The sequence below is a fragment of the Streptomyces sp. NPDC001663 genome (assembly GCF_042893105.1).
Classification (GTDB): Bacteria; Actinomycetota; Actinomycetes; order Streptomycetales; family Streptomycetaceae; genus Streptomyces.
This window is the reverse complement of record NZ_JBIAUR010000024.1, coordinates 65,967-80,574: the sequence shown is the minus strand read 5'-3', so window position 1 is coordinate 80,574 and position 14,608 is coordinate 65,967. Positions and strand designations below refer to the sequence as shown.

Sequence of the window (14,608 nt, the reverse complement as noted above, 5' to 3'; positions counted from 1 at the left end):
TCCTGTTCATGGCGATGGTTTCCGTCGCGGCTGCGGCGCCGTCAGGCGAGGCGGGCCAGGTTTTCGGGGCGGACGGGGTGGGCGAAGGGCCGGCCGCGGACGTACGACTCGACCTCGGTCAGCGCCAGGTCGGTGAGGCGGCGCAGTTCGCCGCCCTTGGAGCCGGCGATGTGCGGGGTGACGAGGACGCCCGGGCAGTCGAACAGGGGTGAGTCGGCGGGCAGTACCTCCGGCTCGGTGACGTCCAGGATCGCGTTCAGGCGCCCGGAGACCACCTCGTCGGTGAGGGCCCTTTGGTCTACGACGGCGCCGCGCGCGGTGTTGATGAGGGTGCCGCCGGTGCGCAGCTTGGCGAGCAGTTCGCGGCTGACCAGGCCGCGGGTCTCGGGCAGCAGTGGGGTGTGCACGCTGACCACGTCGCTGTCGGCGAACAGTTCCGGCAGGCCGACCGGCTCCGCCCCGAGCTCGCGGGCCTCGGTGTCCGAGACATAGGGGTCGTGCAGCAGCACGTTCAGTTCGTGGTGGCGCAGCAGGTCGATGACGCGGCGCCCGATGATCGAGGCGCTCAGGATGCCCACGGTCCTGCGGTAGTTGCCCGCGTCGGGGTGGCGTTCGTTCCAGTCGATGCGGCGGCGCTCGGCGCGGTAGACGCGGGCCGTGTCCAGGACGCGTTTGTTGGCGAGCAGGATCATGGCGAGGGTGTACTCGGCGACCGGCACGGCGTTGGCCGCAGCGGCCGAGGACACCATCAGGCCGCGCTCCCAGCAGGCGGGGGTGATGTGGTGGCGTACGGTCCCGGCGGTGTGCACGACCGCGCGCAGCCGGGGCGCGGCGTCCAGGGCCGCGGCGTCGACGGGCGGGCAGCCCCAGCCGGTGATGAGCAGCTCGGCGTCGGCGAGCGCCCGGTGTGCCGTGGGGGTCGTGAAGTCGTCCAGGACGAGGTGCGGGTCGATGTCGGTGAGGTCGGCGAGCCGGGCCCGTACGTCCGGGGCGAGGACCTGCTGTGCGGTCCTGTGCGCCATGGCGAGCACGGCGCGCGGGCGGCGCAACAGGCCGTCGGGGTGGGTCACTTGACACTCCCTGCCGTCAGACCGGACTTCCAGTAGCGCTGCAGCGTGAGGAACGCGACGATCAGCGGGACGACGGCGAGCAGCGAGCCGATGACGACCAGCGGGTAGTACTCGGGTGAGACGGTGGCGGAGCTGTTCCAGGTGTAGAGGCCGAGGCTGAGCGGATACAGGTGCTGGTTGGAGAGCATCACCATCGGCAGGAAGAAGTTGTTCCAGATGGCGGTGAGCTGGAAGAGGAAGACGGTGACGAAGCCGGGGCCGAGCATGCGCAGGCTGACGCGGAGGTAGGTCTGCAGTTCGCCGGCCCCGTCGACGCGGGACGCCTCCAGTACCTCGTTGGGGACGTAGCCGCTGGAGAGCAGGCGGGCGAGGTAGACGCCGAACGGGTTGAACAGGACGGGGATGAAGACCGCCCAGAAGGTGTTGACCAGGCCGATGTCGGAGGCCACCAGGTAGAGCGGGAGGGCAAGGACGGTCGGCGGGACCATCACACCGGTCAGGACGAGCCCGAACAGCTTCTCCTTGTGCGGGAAGTCGTACTTGTCGAACGCATAGCCGGCGGCCACGCTGATCAGCGAGCCGACGAGAGCGCCGAGCACCGCGTACAGCAGGCTGTTGAGGTACCAGCGGCCGTAGACGCCGTCCTCCATGGTGAACAGGTCGGTGAGGTTGTGCCCCAGTGAGAAGTTGCCGAGGGAGAGGATGTCGCTGCCGAAGAGCGCGTCGGCGTTCTTGGTGGAGGCCAGCAGCAGCCACAGGGCGGGCAGCAGGGTGTAGAGGGCTGCGATGAGGACCACGGTGTTGACGGCGGTCCGGCTGGTGAGCCTGCTCGTCGTCGGCCCGGGTGCGGTGGTCGGGGTGTTGGTGGTCATCGCGGGCTCCGTTCCCTGCGGCCGGCCCAGTGCGTCACGCCGTACGACAGGGCGCAGGTGACGACGAGGAGGATGACGGAGGCCGCGGAGGCCAGGCCGTAGTTGTTGCGGCGGAAGGCCGCGTCGTAGATGTACATGTTCGGGGTGAAGCGGGAGTTGACCATCGGGGTGGCCTGGTTCATGAGCATCGGCTCGGTGAACAGCTGGAGCGCGCCGATCAGGGCGAACATGCAGACCATCACGACGGAGCCCTTGATGATGGGCACCTTGACCATGAGCGCGGTGCGGATGCCGCCGGCGCCGTCGATGCGTGCCGCCTCGATCACCTCGCGGGGCAGGGCCTGTAGGGCGGCGTAGAAGATCACCATGTTGTAGCCGAGGCCGCTCCACAGGGCGATGTTGACGATGGAGGGCAGCACGGTGTGCAGGCCGAGGAAGTCGATGGTGATGTCGGCCTGGGCGAAGAGTTTGATGACCGGGCTGAGGCCGGGGGTGTAGAGGTAGAGCCAGATGACGGCGGCGATGATGCCGGGCACGGCGTGCGGCAGGTAGAGCAGCATCTGCGCGGTGCGGCGCAGCCGGACGAGTCCGGAGTCCAGCAGCAGGGCGAGCGCGAGGGCGCTGATCACGACGACGGGTACGAAGATCACGCAGTAGAGGCCGATGACGCCGAACCCGGACAGGAAGCTCGGGTCGTCCAGCACGGCGAGGTAGCTGCGCAGTCCGGTGAAGACGGTGGTGCCGCCGCCGAAGCCGAGGCCCTTGTGGTCCTCGGAGAAGAGGCTGAGGCCGATGGCGTAGCCGACGGGGACGAGGAACACGGCGACGAGCAGGGCCGTGAAGGGGGCCAGGAGCGTGACGCAGGCGAGCAGTTGCTGGCGGCGTCCGGGGGAGCGGGGGCGGGACGGGCTGGTGGCGTGCGGTTTTGTGGCGGTCCGCTTTCCCGTTTTCCCTGGGGAGATGACTGTGCTCACGGGTGCACCTCAGTGGGTAGTGACCGACAGGCCGAGGCTCTTGAGATCGGGCAGGGTGCGGCGTTCTCCTTCACGGAGGGCGCCGATGATGGTGCCGCTGCCGGCTCCGGCCTTCGCGAAGCCGTCCTCGACGGAGGTGATGGTGGAGGTCATGCGCGGCCCCCATTTCCAGTTCGGGGAGATGAGCTTGGCCTGCTGCTGGAAGAGGCCGAAGATGTCCTGGCCGGAGTAGTAGCCGGTGTCCATCTCCTTGCGGGCGACGGGCACGAGGGAGGGCACGGCTGGATACGCGCTGCTGATGCCGCTGGAGAGCTTGGCGCGCAGGGCGTCCGGGCTGGTGACCATCCAGGTGATGAAGTCCAGTGCCTCGGTGGGGTGTTGGCTGTCCTTGGTGACGACGAAGGTGGATCCGCCCTGGGTGCCGAGTGACGGCTTGGCCGGGTCCCACTGGGGGAGCGGGGCGATGGCCCATTTGCCCTTGCCGTCGGGGGTGGAGTTCATCAGCGAGCCGGCCGCCCAGGCGCCCGCCGTGTAGCCGACGGTCTCGCCGCTTTGCAGGTGGGCCCGCCACTGCTGGCTGTCCACGGGCTCGACGCGCACCAGGTCCTCGTCGACCAGGTGCTGCCAGTACGCGGCGACCTTGCGGGTCGGGGCGTCGGCCATGGAGATACGCCAGGTGTCGTCGGAGGTCTTGAACCACTGTCCGCCGGCCTGCCAGGCGAAGGCGGCCATGTGCAGGGAGCCGTTGGTGAAGAAGCTGCCGATACGGGAGCCCGGCTGGGCCTTCTTGAGCTTGCGCGCCGAACTCTCGAACTGAGCCCAGGTCTTGGGGACGGGGATGCCGTACTTGGTGAACACGTCCTTGCGGTAGAAGAACATCATCGGCTCGATGTCCACCGGCACCGCGTAGGTGTGCCCGCCGAGGGTGGTGAGGTCCAGCGCCTGCGGGAGGATCTTGCGGCGCACCGAGTCGGGCAGCAGCCCGGTCAGGTCGCGGGGCACGCCGTCGATGGCGAATCCGGGCAGCTGCGGGTATTCGATGGTGGCGACATCGGGGGCGTTGCCGGCACGGGCGGCGTTGCTGAGCTTGGCGTAGCCGCCCTGGGCGCCGGAGGGGACCTGCTGGAAGTCGACCCTGACCTTGTTCTGGATCCGGTTGTACTCGTCGACGACCTCCTGGGTGCCGCGCAGGGCCGACCAGAAGGTGAGGTGGACCGGCCCTCCGGAGGTGGCAGCGGTGCTGCCGCCGGAGGCGGAGCAGGCCGTCAGCAGCAGGGCGAGGACCGTGAACAGCGCCACGCCGGACGTACGTACCAATCGACTGTTCGCCGGGCGTCGTTGACCAGGCATGCACCCTCCCGCGTCGTTGCTGGGTTACGGGCATCCTGTTCGGCCGAAGAAAAAGGCGTCAATACATCGAACAAAAGAAACTGAAACGGCCAAACGCTCAAAGGTTGGCGTGCCTGCGGTACGACCACGGTGGCGACCGCCAGTGGATCAGGAGGCCGCCGAGGCGGTGGACCCCCGGACGACCAGGGCGGGCAGCAACTCCAGGTGACGGGTGGGACCGGGACGCAATCCGCCCCGCGCCGCCTCGAGCCGACGCAGCAGCAGATCGACTCCCATGCGGCCGAGCTCGGCCTTGGGCGGGGCGACGGCCGTCAGCGGGACCGGACCCATGTCGGCGACGACGTCGTTGTAGGCGACCACCGAGCAGTCTCCGGCTACGGAGATCCCCGCCGCCTGCAGCCCCCGTACGAGAACCAGCGCGTCCATGTCGCTGTGGATCACCACCGCAGTGGCACGGGTGTCTACGACCGTCTCGGCCAGGTCGAGTGCCCGCGGGTCGGCGACGCGCGGATCGGGCCCCGCCGTGGGTGAACTGAGAATCGCGCGGCACCCCTTGGCCAGCCCCCGGGCAGCGGACTGCGCGGTGAACTCGGCGCGGATGACCCGCGCGGTCGGGCTGTCGTCGCGCGCCGCCAGGACGATCCGGCGGTGTCCGAGGTCGGCCAGGTGGCCGAGGGCCAGGTGGACCCCGTAGGCGTGGTCGGTGCGCACGCAGTCCACGGAATAGATGGCGCTGGTCCGCGAGGGGCGCCGTTCGACGAGCACCGTGGGAACGTCGAGATCGGACAGCCACGACTGGTCCGCGTCGGCCTCCTCCTGCGTGCGCCAGTGCGGCGACAGCAGCAGTCCGCGGGCTCCGGCGTCCAAGGCCTGGTGCACCGCTTGGCGCTCCTCCGCCCCGCCGTAGCCGGCGGTGATGTGCAGGGCGAGCCGCAGACCGGCCTTCTCCGCGGCCTCACGCGCACCCTGCACGGCCTCGGTGAGATACGTGTTGCTCTCGGGCACGATCATGGCGATCGCTTCGCTCCCGGAGGCGGTCTGTTCGGGCATCGGCCGCAGTGAGCGCGCCACCCCGTGCCCGCGGCGCACCTCCCCGCGCTGCGCGAGCTCCTCGACGTCCCGGCGCACGGTCACGACGGAGACGCCGAGTTCGTCGGCGAGATCGGTGATGCGCGCGACGCCGCGCTCCCGCACCACCTCCGCGATCCGGTCCTGCCGCTGCTGCGCCGGCTCCCGCATGTCCCCACCGCTCTCGTCCGCGTCGCTCGCGCCGCCCGCGTGGGATCGTGCGGGGGCTCGCACGATCGGTTTCGCGCGATGCGGCCATGATAGCGATCAATCGATCAGAATGGAGTTGGTCTTAGCGCGAACAGCGCCTGCTCTTGCGGCCCCAGCCGGCTCACCGTCAAGCCGTCGCCGACAGGACGGCGGGTAGCTCGGCCTGTGCGGTGCTCACGGGTGCGGGTGCGGGTGCGGGTGCGGGTGCGGGTGCGGGTGCGGGTGCGGTCGGTGTGGTTGCGGGCGTGCAACCTGTCTCCCCCCTCGGGCGTGACAAGTGGTGAGGGCGCGACCCCTCAAAACTGTGATGTGGAGGGGGCAATGCGTGATGCGCGTGTCTTCGATGATTTCTACGCCGGCCATGTGGGCCGGCTGACCAGCCAGATGTACGCGATGACGGGCAGCCTCGCCGAGGCCGAGGACCTGGTGCAGGAGGCCTTCGCCCGGGCCTGGCAGAACTGGGAGAAGGTGTCCCGCTACGCGGACCCGGAGGCCTGGGTACGTTCGGTGGCCTGCCGTCTCCGGGTCAGCGTGTGGCGCAAGGCCGTCAACCGGCTCACGGCCCACCGCCGCCACGGCATACCCGACCAGGTCCCCGATCTCAGCCCCGACTACGTGGCGATCGTCGCGGCCTTGCGGCGCATCCCCTACGAGCAACGGCGGGCGATCGTGCTGCATCACCTGGTCGGCCTGTCCGTCGAGGAGACGGCACGGGAAACCGACGTCGCGCCGGGAACGGTCAAGGCCCGGCTGTCACGCGGCCGCCACATGATGGCGCCCCATCTGACCGACATCGCAGGCGACGGCCCGGGCGATGGCGCCCGGACCCCCGGCGTGCGACCGGCCCTCTCTCCACCCAGCAGTGCTCCCACTGCCGTGACCGACGTCCTCGGCTTCACCGACCAGGAGGTGCACCACCATGACTGAGGACTTCGACGCCATCCTCCAGGCAGGGTCTGAGGAGCTCGCCGCACGAACCGGCGCCCGGCCCGCCGCCGCAATCCGGGCCCGCGGGGATGACCTGCGGCGCCGTCGCCGGATGGCCACCGTCGCACTGGCCGTCGCCGTAGCGGCCGCGGTAGGCGGAGGTGCCTTCGCCGTCACCGGCCATTCCGACGAGGCCCCTTCGCCCGAGGCGGTCGTGAGCCCGACCACTCCGGCCACGTCCACCACCCCGCCGACGGCGACGTCGAAGACCCCCAGCGCGGCGCCGGACCACCCGGCGGCCACGCCCTCCTCACCCGGGTCGCCGACGTGCCGTTCCCTGCTGGTGCCGCAGGAGGTCAAGGACGCGGTGACCCAGGCGTACCAGCGAGCGCAGCCGGGCCTCGTGCACATCGCCCCGGTCCAGGGCACCTTCTACTACGGCGAGTGCGACGGCGTCTTCTACGCGGGGACCTCCTTTACCGCGACGGCCGACGCCACCGACAACGAGCTGGTCCAGCTCCAGGACGAGGGGAGCACGGAGAAGTACTTCACCAAGGCCAAGGACGGCGCATGGACCTTTGTAGCGGGTGACGGGTTCCCACGCGATCCTCAAGGCTGCGCCGCCATAGCCGAGATCCCGGCCCGGCTGGCCGCACTCTGGGGTGACTGCCTGGCACGGCCATGACTCCACCAGACGACGCCATACCCGGCACTGAAGCGTCCTGCCCGCGCTGCCTCACACTGTCCGCGGGGTATGAACGGATGCCCCCACCGAAGCCACAGGTTCGCGGCGTCAGACACGTCGGACTTGTGGGAAGTGGCCAAGAAAGTCGGGGAGTTGAGTGGTATCCGGCCCGGCCGGTCTTTGCCGATCCTTCCTTAGCCTGGTCAGTGAGTTTCCATTTGTTCACTGAATGGAGGGCGGATGAGGGAGCGTCTCTGTTCAGCTGAGCGAACCTATGCGAACCGTAAGGTCTGACACGGGTTCTGCCCACCGTGGTGGGGCAGCATGAGCGTGGAGATGGAATCCCGCGCCGAGTGCTGCTCCGCGTGGCTGGTGGCCGGTGGTGGGTGTGCTGATCGTGGTCACGCCCTGGTGCCGGTGGGCTGCGCGGGGCAGCCGACGCCGGTCCGCTGGTGCGTGTCCCTCCGGACGCTGGCCGGCGCAGCCCGAAGGGCGTACCGGGGAGGGAACCTCACGTCGCCTGGGCATGAGGTGGTTGGTTCGCGGCCGAGTGGGGCCAGTCTTCGACCGGTCCGTCCGGCTGGGCTTCGGGGTGGCGGTGATGAGGGCCTTGGCCTCCATGGTGTCCACCACCCTGCGGATCACCATGGTGCCGCTGGCGCGGTCCACGACGGTCTTGGTCTGGTGGGCGAGGCCGCGTGCGGCGATCCGCCGCCAGGCTCCCTGGTCGCGGTCGCTCTGCCAGCCACAGTCACGGCTGGGGCAGATGGCCCACTTCCAGCCCGGCGTGGTGGGCCGGTCGGGTGCCTTGCGGTGCCTGAGCGGTGTGAGGCAGTGCGGGCAGTGCTTCGAGGTGTTCCTCGGCGGCACCGTCACGACCGCAATGCCAACCTCGGCTGCCAGGTGCCGCATACGGTCGGCGATCTGACCGCGCACGGTCTGGGACATGCGCGTGTTGTGGGTGCGGCCCATGCCCCCAGCTTCCATCGACCGAAGGTCTTCCAGGTAGATGACCGTGGCCCCGACTGCAGCGGCCTGATCGACTGTCCAGCGGGCCCCAGCCCACGCCAACGCGTCGTTGAGGTTGGACCGGCGCTCCGAGACGCGCCGGATCTCCTCCGCCAGCACAGCGTTCTTGCCGTCCAGGGCGGGATCGGCGAGCCGCACGTAGTGGTCGGTTTTGGCGTGGAGGCGTTCGCTGATGCGGCGCAGCCGGTACTGCTTGGCCAGCACTCCGGCGGCTCGGAACTGGGCTCCAGAGCCGAGGGCGGTGGCACGTCCGTCGTCGTGGAGTCGGGCCGCGCCCGCGCTGAGGAGGGTGTTCAGTCCCCAGTCCACGCCGAGCGCGACCGTGTGCCCGGTGCGCTGGGTCTTGGGGACGGGGTGGGTGTAGGCGAGGTCGGCGCGTACTTGGCCGCCCGCGATGCGCAGCGTCGGCAGGTGGATCACTGCGCATCCCGGAACCGTGGGCGGCAGCGCGATTGGGCACTCCACCCACGTCCAGTCCGCGTACATCTGCGGGTCGGGCCGGGTGGGGAGTTGCAGCCGCAGGAGGGCTTTCGTCGGCTCGGTCGCCAAGCGTTCGATGGTGGCCTGCTGCCTGTCGCACGCGGCGAGCAGCAACATGCGTGGCACCCGCGGGGTGGGCTCCAGCTCGAAGAGGTCGGCTGCCAGACGCCCGTGCTTACGCTCGAAGGCAGTGATCTGGCGGGTGCGGGAACGGATGATGCTGGACGGCAGGTACTCACCGCCCGGTATCGCGGCCCGCACGTGGTCCCACTCCTCGGGGGTGCGCTTCTTCGGGTCGGCAGGCCATGCGGCCAGCACACCGTCCACCACGTCGGCCCGCCACTTCACCGAGCGCAAAGCGCGCCCGGCCTGCTCCTGGGCCATGCGGACGATCCGGTCGTTGACCTTCACGCCCTCGTCGGGTGCGGTGGTCCAGCCGAGGCGCCGCAGCGCCATCCACGCATTCGACGGCACCTTCCTACCGCCCGCATCCTGCCCGGCTGCGAGGACATCGACGTCGGTGGTGTTCCAGTGCTCGGCCAGCAGCGTGCCGGTCATCTGGGCCACCAGGCCGGTGCACCAGCCCACACGCTCCATCAGAGCAGCAGCGGTGAGGAGTTCGCCGGTCTTCTCGTCCACGCCCGTGCGGATGAGGGCGCGGGCGCACGCGGTGCGGGAGGTCTCGCCGTCAGCCAGAGGCAGCTTCCGGCTCACGCGGCACGGTCCTGGTCGCTGCACTGGCCGGACTCGGCCAGCAGTCGCTTGCGGTTCTCCGCACTACGCATCCCGTACAGGCGCCCGGCGAACGTCGTCACGAGGGAGACGAAGTCTTCGAGGAGTTCATCCCGGCCGCCGAGCTTCTTCGGGTACAGCACTTCCACGGTGACGCCATACACAGTGAACAGTCGCTTGAGCCAGCCGACACCGAAGCGGGCCAGTCGATCCTCATGCGTCACACGCACGACAGTCACGGAGCCGTCCGACACCATCGCCAACACCCGGTTCAGGCCCGGCCGGTTCTCCTTCAGACCCGAGCCGCGATCCTTCACGACCTTGACGATGTCGCCCGTAGAGGTGCCCCGCAGTTCGGTCTCCTGAGCCTCCAGAGAGGACTCCTGCCCGGACGAGCCCGAGACGCGCACATACAGCAACTCCAGGCGCGGACGGGAAGTTGAGGAGTCACTGCCGCGCTTCATGTTCTCCACGTTCACCGAGGAGAACCGGCGCTCACGGCCGACCCACGTGAACGGGATTCTTCCGTCCAACGCCCACTGACGAAGCGTCATTGGGTGTATCCCGAGCCGCTTCGCAGCCTTCGACATGCGCAGCAACTCCATGCACTCAACTATACATACACAACACTCGGGATAACTAAGGGAGTTGGCGAGCCTGAGCGTGAGTCCGGGAAGCCTCGCCGTATCGCGGGCAAGGCGGGAAAGGTGGCGTTGGCCGCCGTGTTTGGTGCGTTCGTGCGGTGGGCGGTGACATGGCTCCTCAACCGCCTCGGCTGAGTAGCACCGGTTCACCGGGATGAGGGGCCGTCGACTTCCGGAGGGAGGGGATGCGACGCCCGACGGCACTTGCCCTTCCCTGTCGAGGACTTCGCGCAATTGACGCCGGAGAACTTCGAAATCTCACCCTCGAATGGGATGGCGACCCGAGGAGCCCCACCCCGCGGGACGGCGCCACGGCCGCACACCATGTGCGGGCGGAGCCGTGGCGGTGAGAGGTTCGATCAAGTGGGTGGTTGGCCAAGTGCGGTGTCTCTAGGATGTATTGCCTGGCGTGCAGGTGCGCCGAGTACGGCGCGGGAGTGGGGGAGACGATGGAGTCGGGGAAGCGGATGTCGACGAAGATTGACGCGACGGTTCCGACGGCCGCTCGCATGTACGACCACTATCTGGGTGGCAAGGACAACTATGCCGTCGACCGCGCTGCCTGCGAGGAACTCGACAAGGTGGTGCCCAGCACGCGGGCACTGGCCCTCAACAACCGGCGTTTTCTGCAGCGGGTGGTCGGGACCCTGGCGCAGGAGTACGGCATGCGCCAGTTCCTCGACCACGGGTCCGGGCTGCCTACTCAGAACAACGTGCATCAGGTGGCGCAGCGGATCGACCCTGCGTCGCGTGTGGTCTACGTCGACAATGACCCGATGGTCCTGGTGCATGGCCGGGCCCTGCTGGAGCAGAACGAGCGCACCACCGTCATTCAGGCGGACCTGCGCGAGACCGACGCGATCTTCTCCCACGCCGACACCCAGCGGTTGATCGACTTTTCACAGCCCGTGGCGGTGCTGTTCAACTCGGTGTTCCACTGCATTCCGGACAGCGACAGCGAAGGGCCGTCGGCGGTGGTGCGGCGGGTGGCCGAACAACTCGCCCCCGGCAGTTACCTGGTGATGTGTCAGCTGGTCAGCGAGGACCCGGAGGTGCGGGACTTCGTCACCAATTTCATGGATCAGGCGACCCAGGGGCACTGGGGCCGGGTGCGGCAGGAGAAGGACGTCGCGGAGTGGTTCGAGGGCATGGACATCCTCGAGCCGGGCCTGGTGGAGGTGTCCACCTGGAGGCCGGACAGCGACGTGGCGCCGCGTCAGCTCACCCAGGAGTGGATCGAGTTCGGCGGGGTGGGCCGAATCCGGTAGCCATAGGCGGAGATCACGTTGCCGGGTACCGCCCAGCGGCGGTGTCGCGCAGGAGGGCCAGCGACTCGCGAGGGTTGAGGGCCTCGTCGGCCAGCCGGTCCAGCGCCACCCGGTACTCCTCCGTCTCGTCGCGGTCCTCCAGGAACGTGGCGCTCCTGATGTGTTCGAGATAGACGATGTCGGGCAGGTCGAGGCCGCCGAAGCGCAGGTACGTGACGGGTATGGCCGGTGCGGAGGCGTTCGTGACGTCCAAGGGAACGATCTGGACGGTCACATGAGGCAGCTGCGCCATCGTGACCAGGTGCTCCAGCTGTTCGCGCATGACCTCACGGCTGCCCAGGACGCGTAGCAGCACCGATTCGTCCATGACCGCCCACAGCTGGGGCGCGTCTGCGCGCTGCAGCAACTCCCGTCGTCGCGTGCGGAGTTCGACGCGGCGCTGGACCTCGCGGGCCGGTGCCGTCGGCAGGCCGCGCTCGACCACGGCGCGGGTGTAGGCCGGAGTCTGCAGCAGTCCGGGAACGTACTGGATCTCGAACGTACGGATCGCTTCCGCGGCTTCCTGCAGGCCCACCAGCCGGTCGAACCACTCGGGCATCAGTCGCTTGTCGAAGCGCTGCCACCATCCCGGTTCCCCGGCGCGCCGCAGCAGCTGCAGCAGCACCGATGTCTCGTAGTCCTCCGTCTTGTACAGATCCAGGAGGGCTCGGACGTCGTTCTCGGTGGGAGGGCGGCGGCCCTTGCCCGCCTCGATGCGTGAGAGTTTCGCCGGGCTGAACCCCACGGCGCGGGCTGCCTGTTCCTGTGCGAGACCGGCGTCTTCGCGGATACCCGCGAGCTGCACCCCGACCAGCATCTTCAGCAAGGTCGGAGCGGGCTCGGTGCGATGCAGATACGGTTCGAGGCGGGAGATGCGAGGTGACTCGGAGGGCATCCTGACTCCCGGTGGACAGGCGACAACAGGCTGCATTATCGCATTGCGCAGCCTGCAGGCGCATGCGTCGGCACAATCGGATGTCCGGCGACCGCGTCACACGAGGTGGTCGAACTCGCCGTCCTTCGCGCCGGCCAGGAAAGCGGCCACCTCGGCCGGTGTGTAGATCAGTGCCGGCCCGTGCGGGTCACGGGAGTTGCGCATGGCGACGCCTCCGCCGGCCAGGGCGGCGACCTCGACGCAGTTGCCTTCGGCGTTGCTGTGGCGGCTCTTGATCCAGTTCACGCCCAGTGAACTCGCCCGCATCCCGTTCTGAGCTGACGGCACGGCAGTCTCCTTGCAGGTGTTCCGCCACACTGCCGGCCTGTCGCCCCGTGGGTGCAGGCCGACGCGCACGGCGCCGGTGTTCCCTTTCGACTCGCGCAATTTCCCGTGAAATTGCACGAAGTTGCTGTCGGCGTGGATAATAGCCAAGGCGTCAACCGCCACGCTGACGCCCCGTCCTGACGTCACCTCAGGAGACGCCGTGTCGTTGTCCGCGCACCAAGCAGCCAGGCTCGGCCCGACTGTGAGCACGCCGGATCGGACCGCACCCCCTGTCGCGCCGCTGCGCGGCGCACCCACGACCGCGACCCTGCGTCTGTCCGGCACGGACCAGGAGTGCGCTCAGGCCCGTGCCTTCACCCAAGGCGCCCTCAGCCGTTGGCAGTTGGACCACTGCCGCGACGATGCGCTGAGCATCGTCTCCGAGCTGGTCGGCAACGCCGTGCTGCACGCCCGGCCGGGCAGTCCCACCGACGAGGGCGAGCCCGGGGTGTGGCTCAAGCTCACCGTGCGCCCCGCTCACCTGGTATGTGCCGTCACCGACCAGGGCAGCACCCTGCCCATCTGCCCGCGGACGACTGGCTCGCTCCACGAGCACGGCCGCGGTCTGCATATCGTGGAGGCCCTGTCCGAACACTGGGGCTGGACCCGCTCCGCCCCCACGGGCAAGACCGTCTGGGCCATGCTGTCCACCCGACGCGGCGCCGGGCAGGACAGCGCTGAGATCTGAAGCGATGAGCAGCCGGGTGAGACACGACCCGCCGGCATCAACACTCGGGCACGTTTCGCACGTGCCCTGGCGCGAGCTCCAGGATGCCACCGGCTCCGCGGCGGCCATCCCCTTCCTGCTCGCTGCCCTCGCCTCGGGCGATGCGGCCGCCGCCCACACTGCTCTGGAGAGACTGGGCAACCGGATCTGCCAGTACGGCTTCGTCGTCGACCAGGCCACAGCCGTCACGGTCCCCTTCCTGTGGGACCTCGCCGAGCGCCCCCAGGTGACCTGCCGGGCCCAAATCCTCCACCTGCTGCGGAACATCGCCGGGGCCCACCAGTGGGAGACCGCGGCCGCCGCCTACCCGAAAGCGTGCCGCGGCCACAGCGACTACGTCGCCTGGGAAGACGCGGCCCGCCGCGCCGTGCATGCCCACAGCGGCGCCATCCCACGGCTCCTGAATGAGCGGGATGCCGAACTCGTCAACGCCACCGAAGAACTCGCCTCGGCCCTGGCTGACTGACGACCTTGTGCCTGACCAGCAATGTCGGCCGCGAACCCGCCCGAACGCTCCCTGCTCACCGCCCGCATGCACGCCAGCCCGGACACCTGAGCCGCACCTCCCCGTCCCGGCTTCTTGAACGACCGTCGTGTTCCATTGACCCTGGCGCCATGCAGCGCCTGACCGACTGTCCCAAGACGCCGACCGGGAAGACGCAAGAGGAGTGCAAGTCATGATCCTCCCGAAGGTCCGTGACCCTCGTTTCGTGACGATCCGCCGTGGTGGAACCCTCACCGATGCGGATCACCATCTCCTCGCTCTCTGGGCTGCCTCGTGTGCAGAGCACGTCCTTGGCCTCTTCGCGTCGGCCCGGCCCCGGGACCCGCGACCACGCCAGGCGATCGAGCATGCGCGGGCCTGGGTGCGTGGCGAGGTGAAGATGATGGAGGCTCGCGCGGCGGGTGGCCATGCGATGGGCGCAGCCAGAGACCTGAGTGGGGCGGCACGGCATGCCGCGTACGCCGCCGGCCAGGCCGGGGCCGTCCCCCACGTCGCCGCGCACGAGCTCGGCGCGGCTGCCTACGCGATCAAGGCTGTGCGTGCAGCGGCACCGCAAGGCGAGAGCGAGACCGCGGGACGCCTCGAGTGCCGGTGGCAGCGCGAACAGCTCCCGGAGGCGATCCGCGAGCTCGTACTTGATGACCAGCGGTTGCGCAACGACATCTGCTGGTCGGTGTTCGACTGTTGAAGCCGAACCTTGCACGTCTGTTCGGGTTGCCGGCCCGCCCGGACGGCTGACTTGCGTTCGAGTGCGCTCCAAGTCGTAG

The 14,608-nt window shown here is 69.1% G+C and carries 15 protein-coding genes; 6 read left to right on the top strand and 9 right to left on the bottom strand.

Annotation, left to right across the window (positions count from 1 at the left end; genetic code table 11):
* Window positions 1–41: 41 nt before the first annotated feature.
* The 5 genes from ACFY1L_RS49170 to ACFY1L_RS49150 form a co-directional block, all read right to left on the bottom strand.
* Window positions 42–1,022 carry a hydroxyacid dehydrogenase gene (locus tag ACFY1L_RS49170; protein WP_388841417.1) on the bottom strand — a complete coding sequence of 327 codons (981 nt, stop codon included), beginning with the start codon at window positions 1,020–1,022 and terminating at the stop codon, window positions 42–44.
* Window positions 1,023–1,066: 44 nt separating this feature from the next.
* Entirely contained in the window at window positions 1,067–1,942 is an 876-nt protein-coding gene (locus ACFY1L_RS49165) for a carbohydrate ABC transporter permease (protein ID WP_388841169.1), read from the bottom strand.
* On the bottom strand, window positions 1,939–2,916 hold the full coding sequence (locus ACFY1L_RS49160; protein ID WP_388841167.1) for a carbohydrate ABC transporter permease: 978 nt from the start codon (window positions 2,914–2,916) through the stop codon (window positions 1,939–1,941). The genes ACFY1L_RS49165 and ACFY1L_RS49160 overlap by 4 nt, the downstream gene beginning before the upstream one ends.
* A 9-nt stretch (window positions 2,917–2,925) precedes the next feature.
* On the bottom strand, window positions 2,926–4,266 hold the full coding sequence (locus ACFY1L_RS49155) for an ABC transporter substrate-binding protein (RefSeq protein ID WP_388841164.1): 1,341 nt from the start codon (window positions 4,264–4,266) through the stop codon (window positions 2,926–2,928).
* A 147-nt stretch (window positions 4,267–4,413) separates the two neighbouring features.
* The gene (locus ACFY1L_RS49150; RefSeq protein ID WP_388841161.1) at window positions 4,414–5,505 is read right to left on the bottom strand and encodes a LacI family DNA-binding transcriptional regulator; all 1,092 of its coding nucleotides are present in this window, start codon (window positions 5,503–5,505) and stop codon (window positions 4,414–4,416) included.
* Between the two features lie 360 nt (window positions 5,506–5,865).
* Between ACFY1L_RS49150 and ACFY1L_RS49145 the strand changes: the two genes are divergently transcribed.
* Window positions 5,866–6,471, top strand: coding sequence for a SigE family RNA polymerase sigma factor (locus tag ACFY1L_RS49145; protein WP_388841158.1), 606 nt, complete (start codon window positions 5,866–5,868; stop codon window positions 6,469–6,471).
* A complete protein-coding gene (locus ACFY1L_RS49140) occupies window positions 6,464–7,156 on the top strand; it encodes a hypothetical protein (RefSeq protein WP_388841155.1) in 693 nt (230 codons plus the stop codon). Before ACFY1L_RS49145 ends, ACFY1L_RS49140 begins: the two co-directional genes overlap by 8 nt.
* A gap of 258 nt (window positions 7,157–7,414) precedes the next feature.
* Here ACFY1L_RS49140 and ACFY1L_RS49135 read toward each other — a convergent pair whose 3' ends face one another.
* Window positions 7,415–9,379, bottom strand: a complete 1,965-nt coding sequence (locus ACFY1L_RS49135; RefSeq protein WP_388841153.1) for a zinc ribbon domain-containing protein — start codon at window positions 9,377–9,379, stop codon at window positions 7,415–7,417.
* Complete coding sequence (locus ACFY1L_RS49130; protein WP_388841150.1) at window positions 9,376–10,002, bottom strand: IS607 family transposase; 627 nt, start codon at window positions 10,000–10,002, stop codon at window positions 9,376–9,378. The genes ACFY1L_RS49135 and ACFY1L_RS49130 overlap by 4 nt, the downstream gene beginning before the upstream one ends.
* A 488-nt stretch (window positions 10,003–10,490) precedes the next feature.
* Here ACFY1L_RS49130 and ACFY1L_RS49125 point away from each other — a divergent pair, with 488 nt between their 5' ends.
* Window positions 10,491–11,309, top strand: a complete 819-nt coding sequence (locus ACFY1L_RS49125; RefSeq protein ID WP_388841414.1) for an SAM-dependent methyltransferase — start codon at window positions 10,491–10,493, stop codon at window positions 11,307–11,309.
* Window positions 11,310–11,322: 13 nt separating this feature from the next.
* On the opposite strand, the gene ACFY1L_RS49120 is transcribed toward ACFY1L_RS49125, so the two are convergent.
* The gene (locus ACFY1L_RS49120; protein WP_388841148.1) at window positions 11,323–12,243 is read right to left on the bottom strand and encodes a helix-turn-helix domain-containing protein; all 921 of its coding nucleotides are present in this window, start codon (window positions 12,241–12,243) and stop codon (window positions 11,323–11,325) included.
* A gap of 96 nt (window positions 12,244–12,339) precedes the next feature.
* The gene (locus ACFY1L_RS49115) at window positions 12,340–12,570 is read right to left on the bottom strand and encodes a DUF397 domain-containing protein (RefSeq protein WP_388841145.1); all 231 of its coding nucleotides are present in this window, start codon (window positions 12,568–12,570) and stop codon (window positions 12,340–12,342) included.
* A gap of 241 nt (window positions 12,571–12,811) precedes the next feature.
* Here ACFY1L_RS49115 and ACFY1L_RS49110 point away from each other — a divergent pair, with 241 nt between their 5' ends.
* From ACFY1L_RS49110 to ACFY1L_RS49100, 3 genes are all read left to right on the top strand, one after another.
* Window positions 12,812–13,297 carry an ATP-binding protein gene (locus tag ACFY1L_RS49110; RefSeq protein WP_388841142.1) on the top strand — a complete coding sequence of 162 codons (486 nt, stop codon included), beginning with the start codon at window positions 12,812–12,814 and terminating at the stop codon, window positions 13,295–13,297.
* A 61-nt stretch (window positions 13,298–13,358) separates the two neighbouring features.
* Window positions 13,359–13,802, top strand: a complete 444-nt coding sequence (locus ACFY1L_RS49105) for a hypothetical protein (RefSeq protein ID WP_388841139.1) — start codon at window positions 13,359–13,361, stop codon at window positions 13,800–13,802.
* A 211-nt stretch (window positions 13,803–14,013) separates the two neighbouring features.
* Window positions 14,014–14,529, top strand: coding sequence for a putative immunity protein (locus ACFY1L_RS49100; protein ID WP_388841137.1), 516 nt, complete (start codon window positions 14,014–14,016; stop codon window positions 14,527–14,529).
* Window positions 14,530–14,608: the final 79 nt, after the last annotated feature.

Excerpts from the sequence above, each read along its gene's own strand:
- ACFY1L_RS49170 (WP_388841417.1), bottom strand. The coding sequence starts at position 1,022 with ATGGCGCACAGGACCGCACAGCAGGTCCTCGCCCCGGACGTACGGGCC.
- ACFY1L_RS49165 (WP_388841169.1), bottom strand. The coding sequence starts at position 1,942 with ATGACCACCAACACCCCGACCACCGCACCCGGGCCGACGACGAGCAGG.
- ACFY1L_RS49155 (WP_388841164.1), bottom strand. The coding sequence starts at position 4,266 with ATGCCTGGTCAACGACGCCCGGCGAACAGTCGATTGGTACGTACGTCC.
- ACFY1L_RS49150 (WP_388841161.1), bottom strand. The coding sequence starts at position 5,505 with ATGCGGGAGCCGGCGCAGCAGCGGCAGGACCGGATCGCGGAGGTGGTG.
- ACFY1L_RS49145 (WP_388841158.1), top strand. The coding sequence starts at position 5,866 with ATGCGTGATGCGCGTGTCTTCGATGATTTCTACGCCGGCCATGTGGGC.
- ACFY1L_RS49140 (WP_388841155.1), top strand. The coding sequence starts at position 6,464 with ATGACTGAGGACTTCGACGCCATCCTCCAGGCAGGGTCTGAGGAGCTC.
- ACFY1L_RS49130 (WP_388841150.1), bottom strand. The coding sequence starts at position 10,002 with ATGGAGTTGCTGCGCATGTCGAAGGCTGCGAAGCGGCTCGGGATACAC.
- ACFY1L_RS49125 (WP_388841414.1), top strand. The coding sequence starts at position 10,491 with ATGGAGTCGGGGAAGCGGATGTCGACGAAGATTGACGCGACGGTTCCG.
- ACFY1L_RS49120 (WP_388841148.1), bottom strand. The coding sequence starts at position 12,243 with ATGCCCTCCGAGTCACCTCGCATCTCCCGCCTCGAACCGTATCTGCAT.
- ACFY1L_RS49100 (WP_388841137.1), top strand. The coding sequence starts at position 14,014 with ATGATCCTCCCGAAGGTCCGTGACCCTCGTTTCGTGACGATCCGCCGT.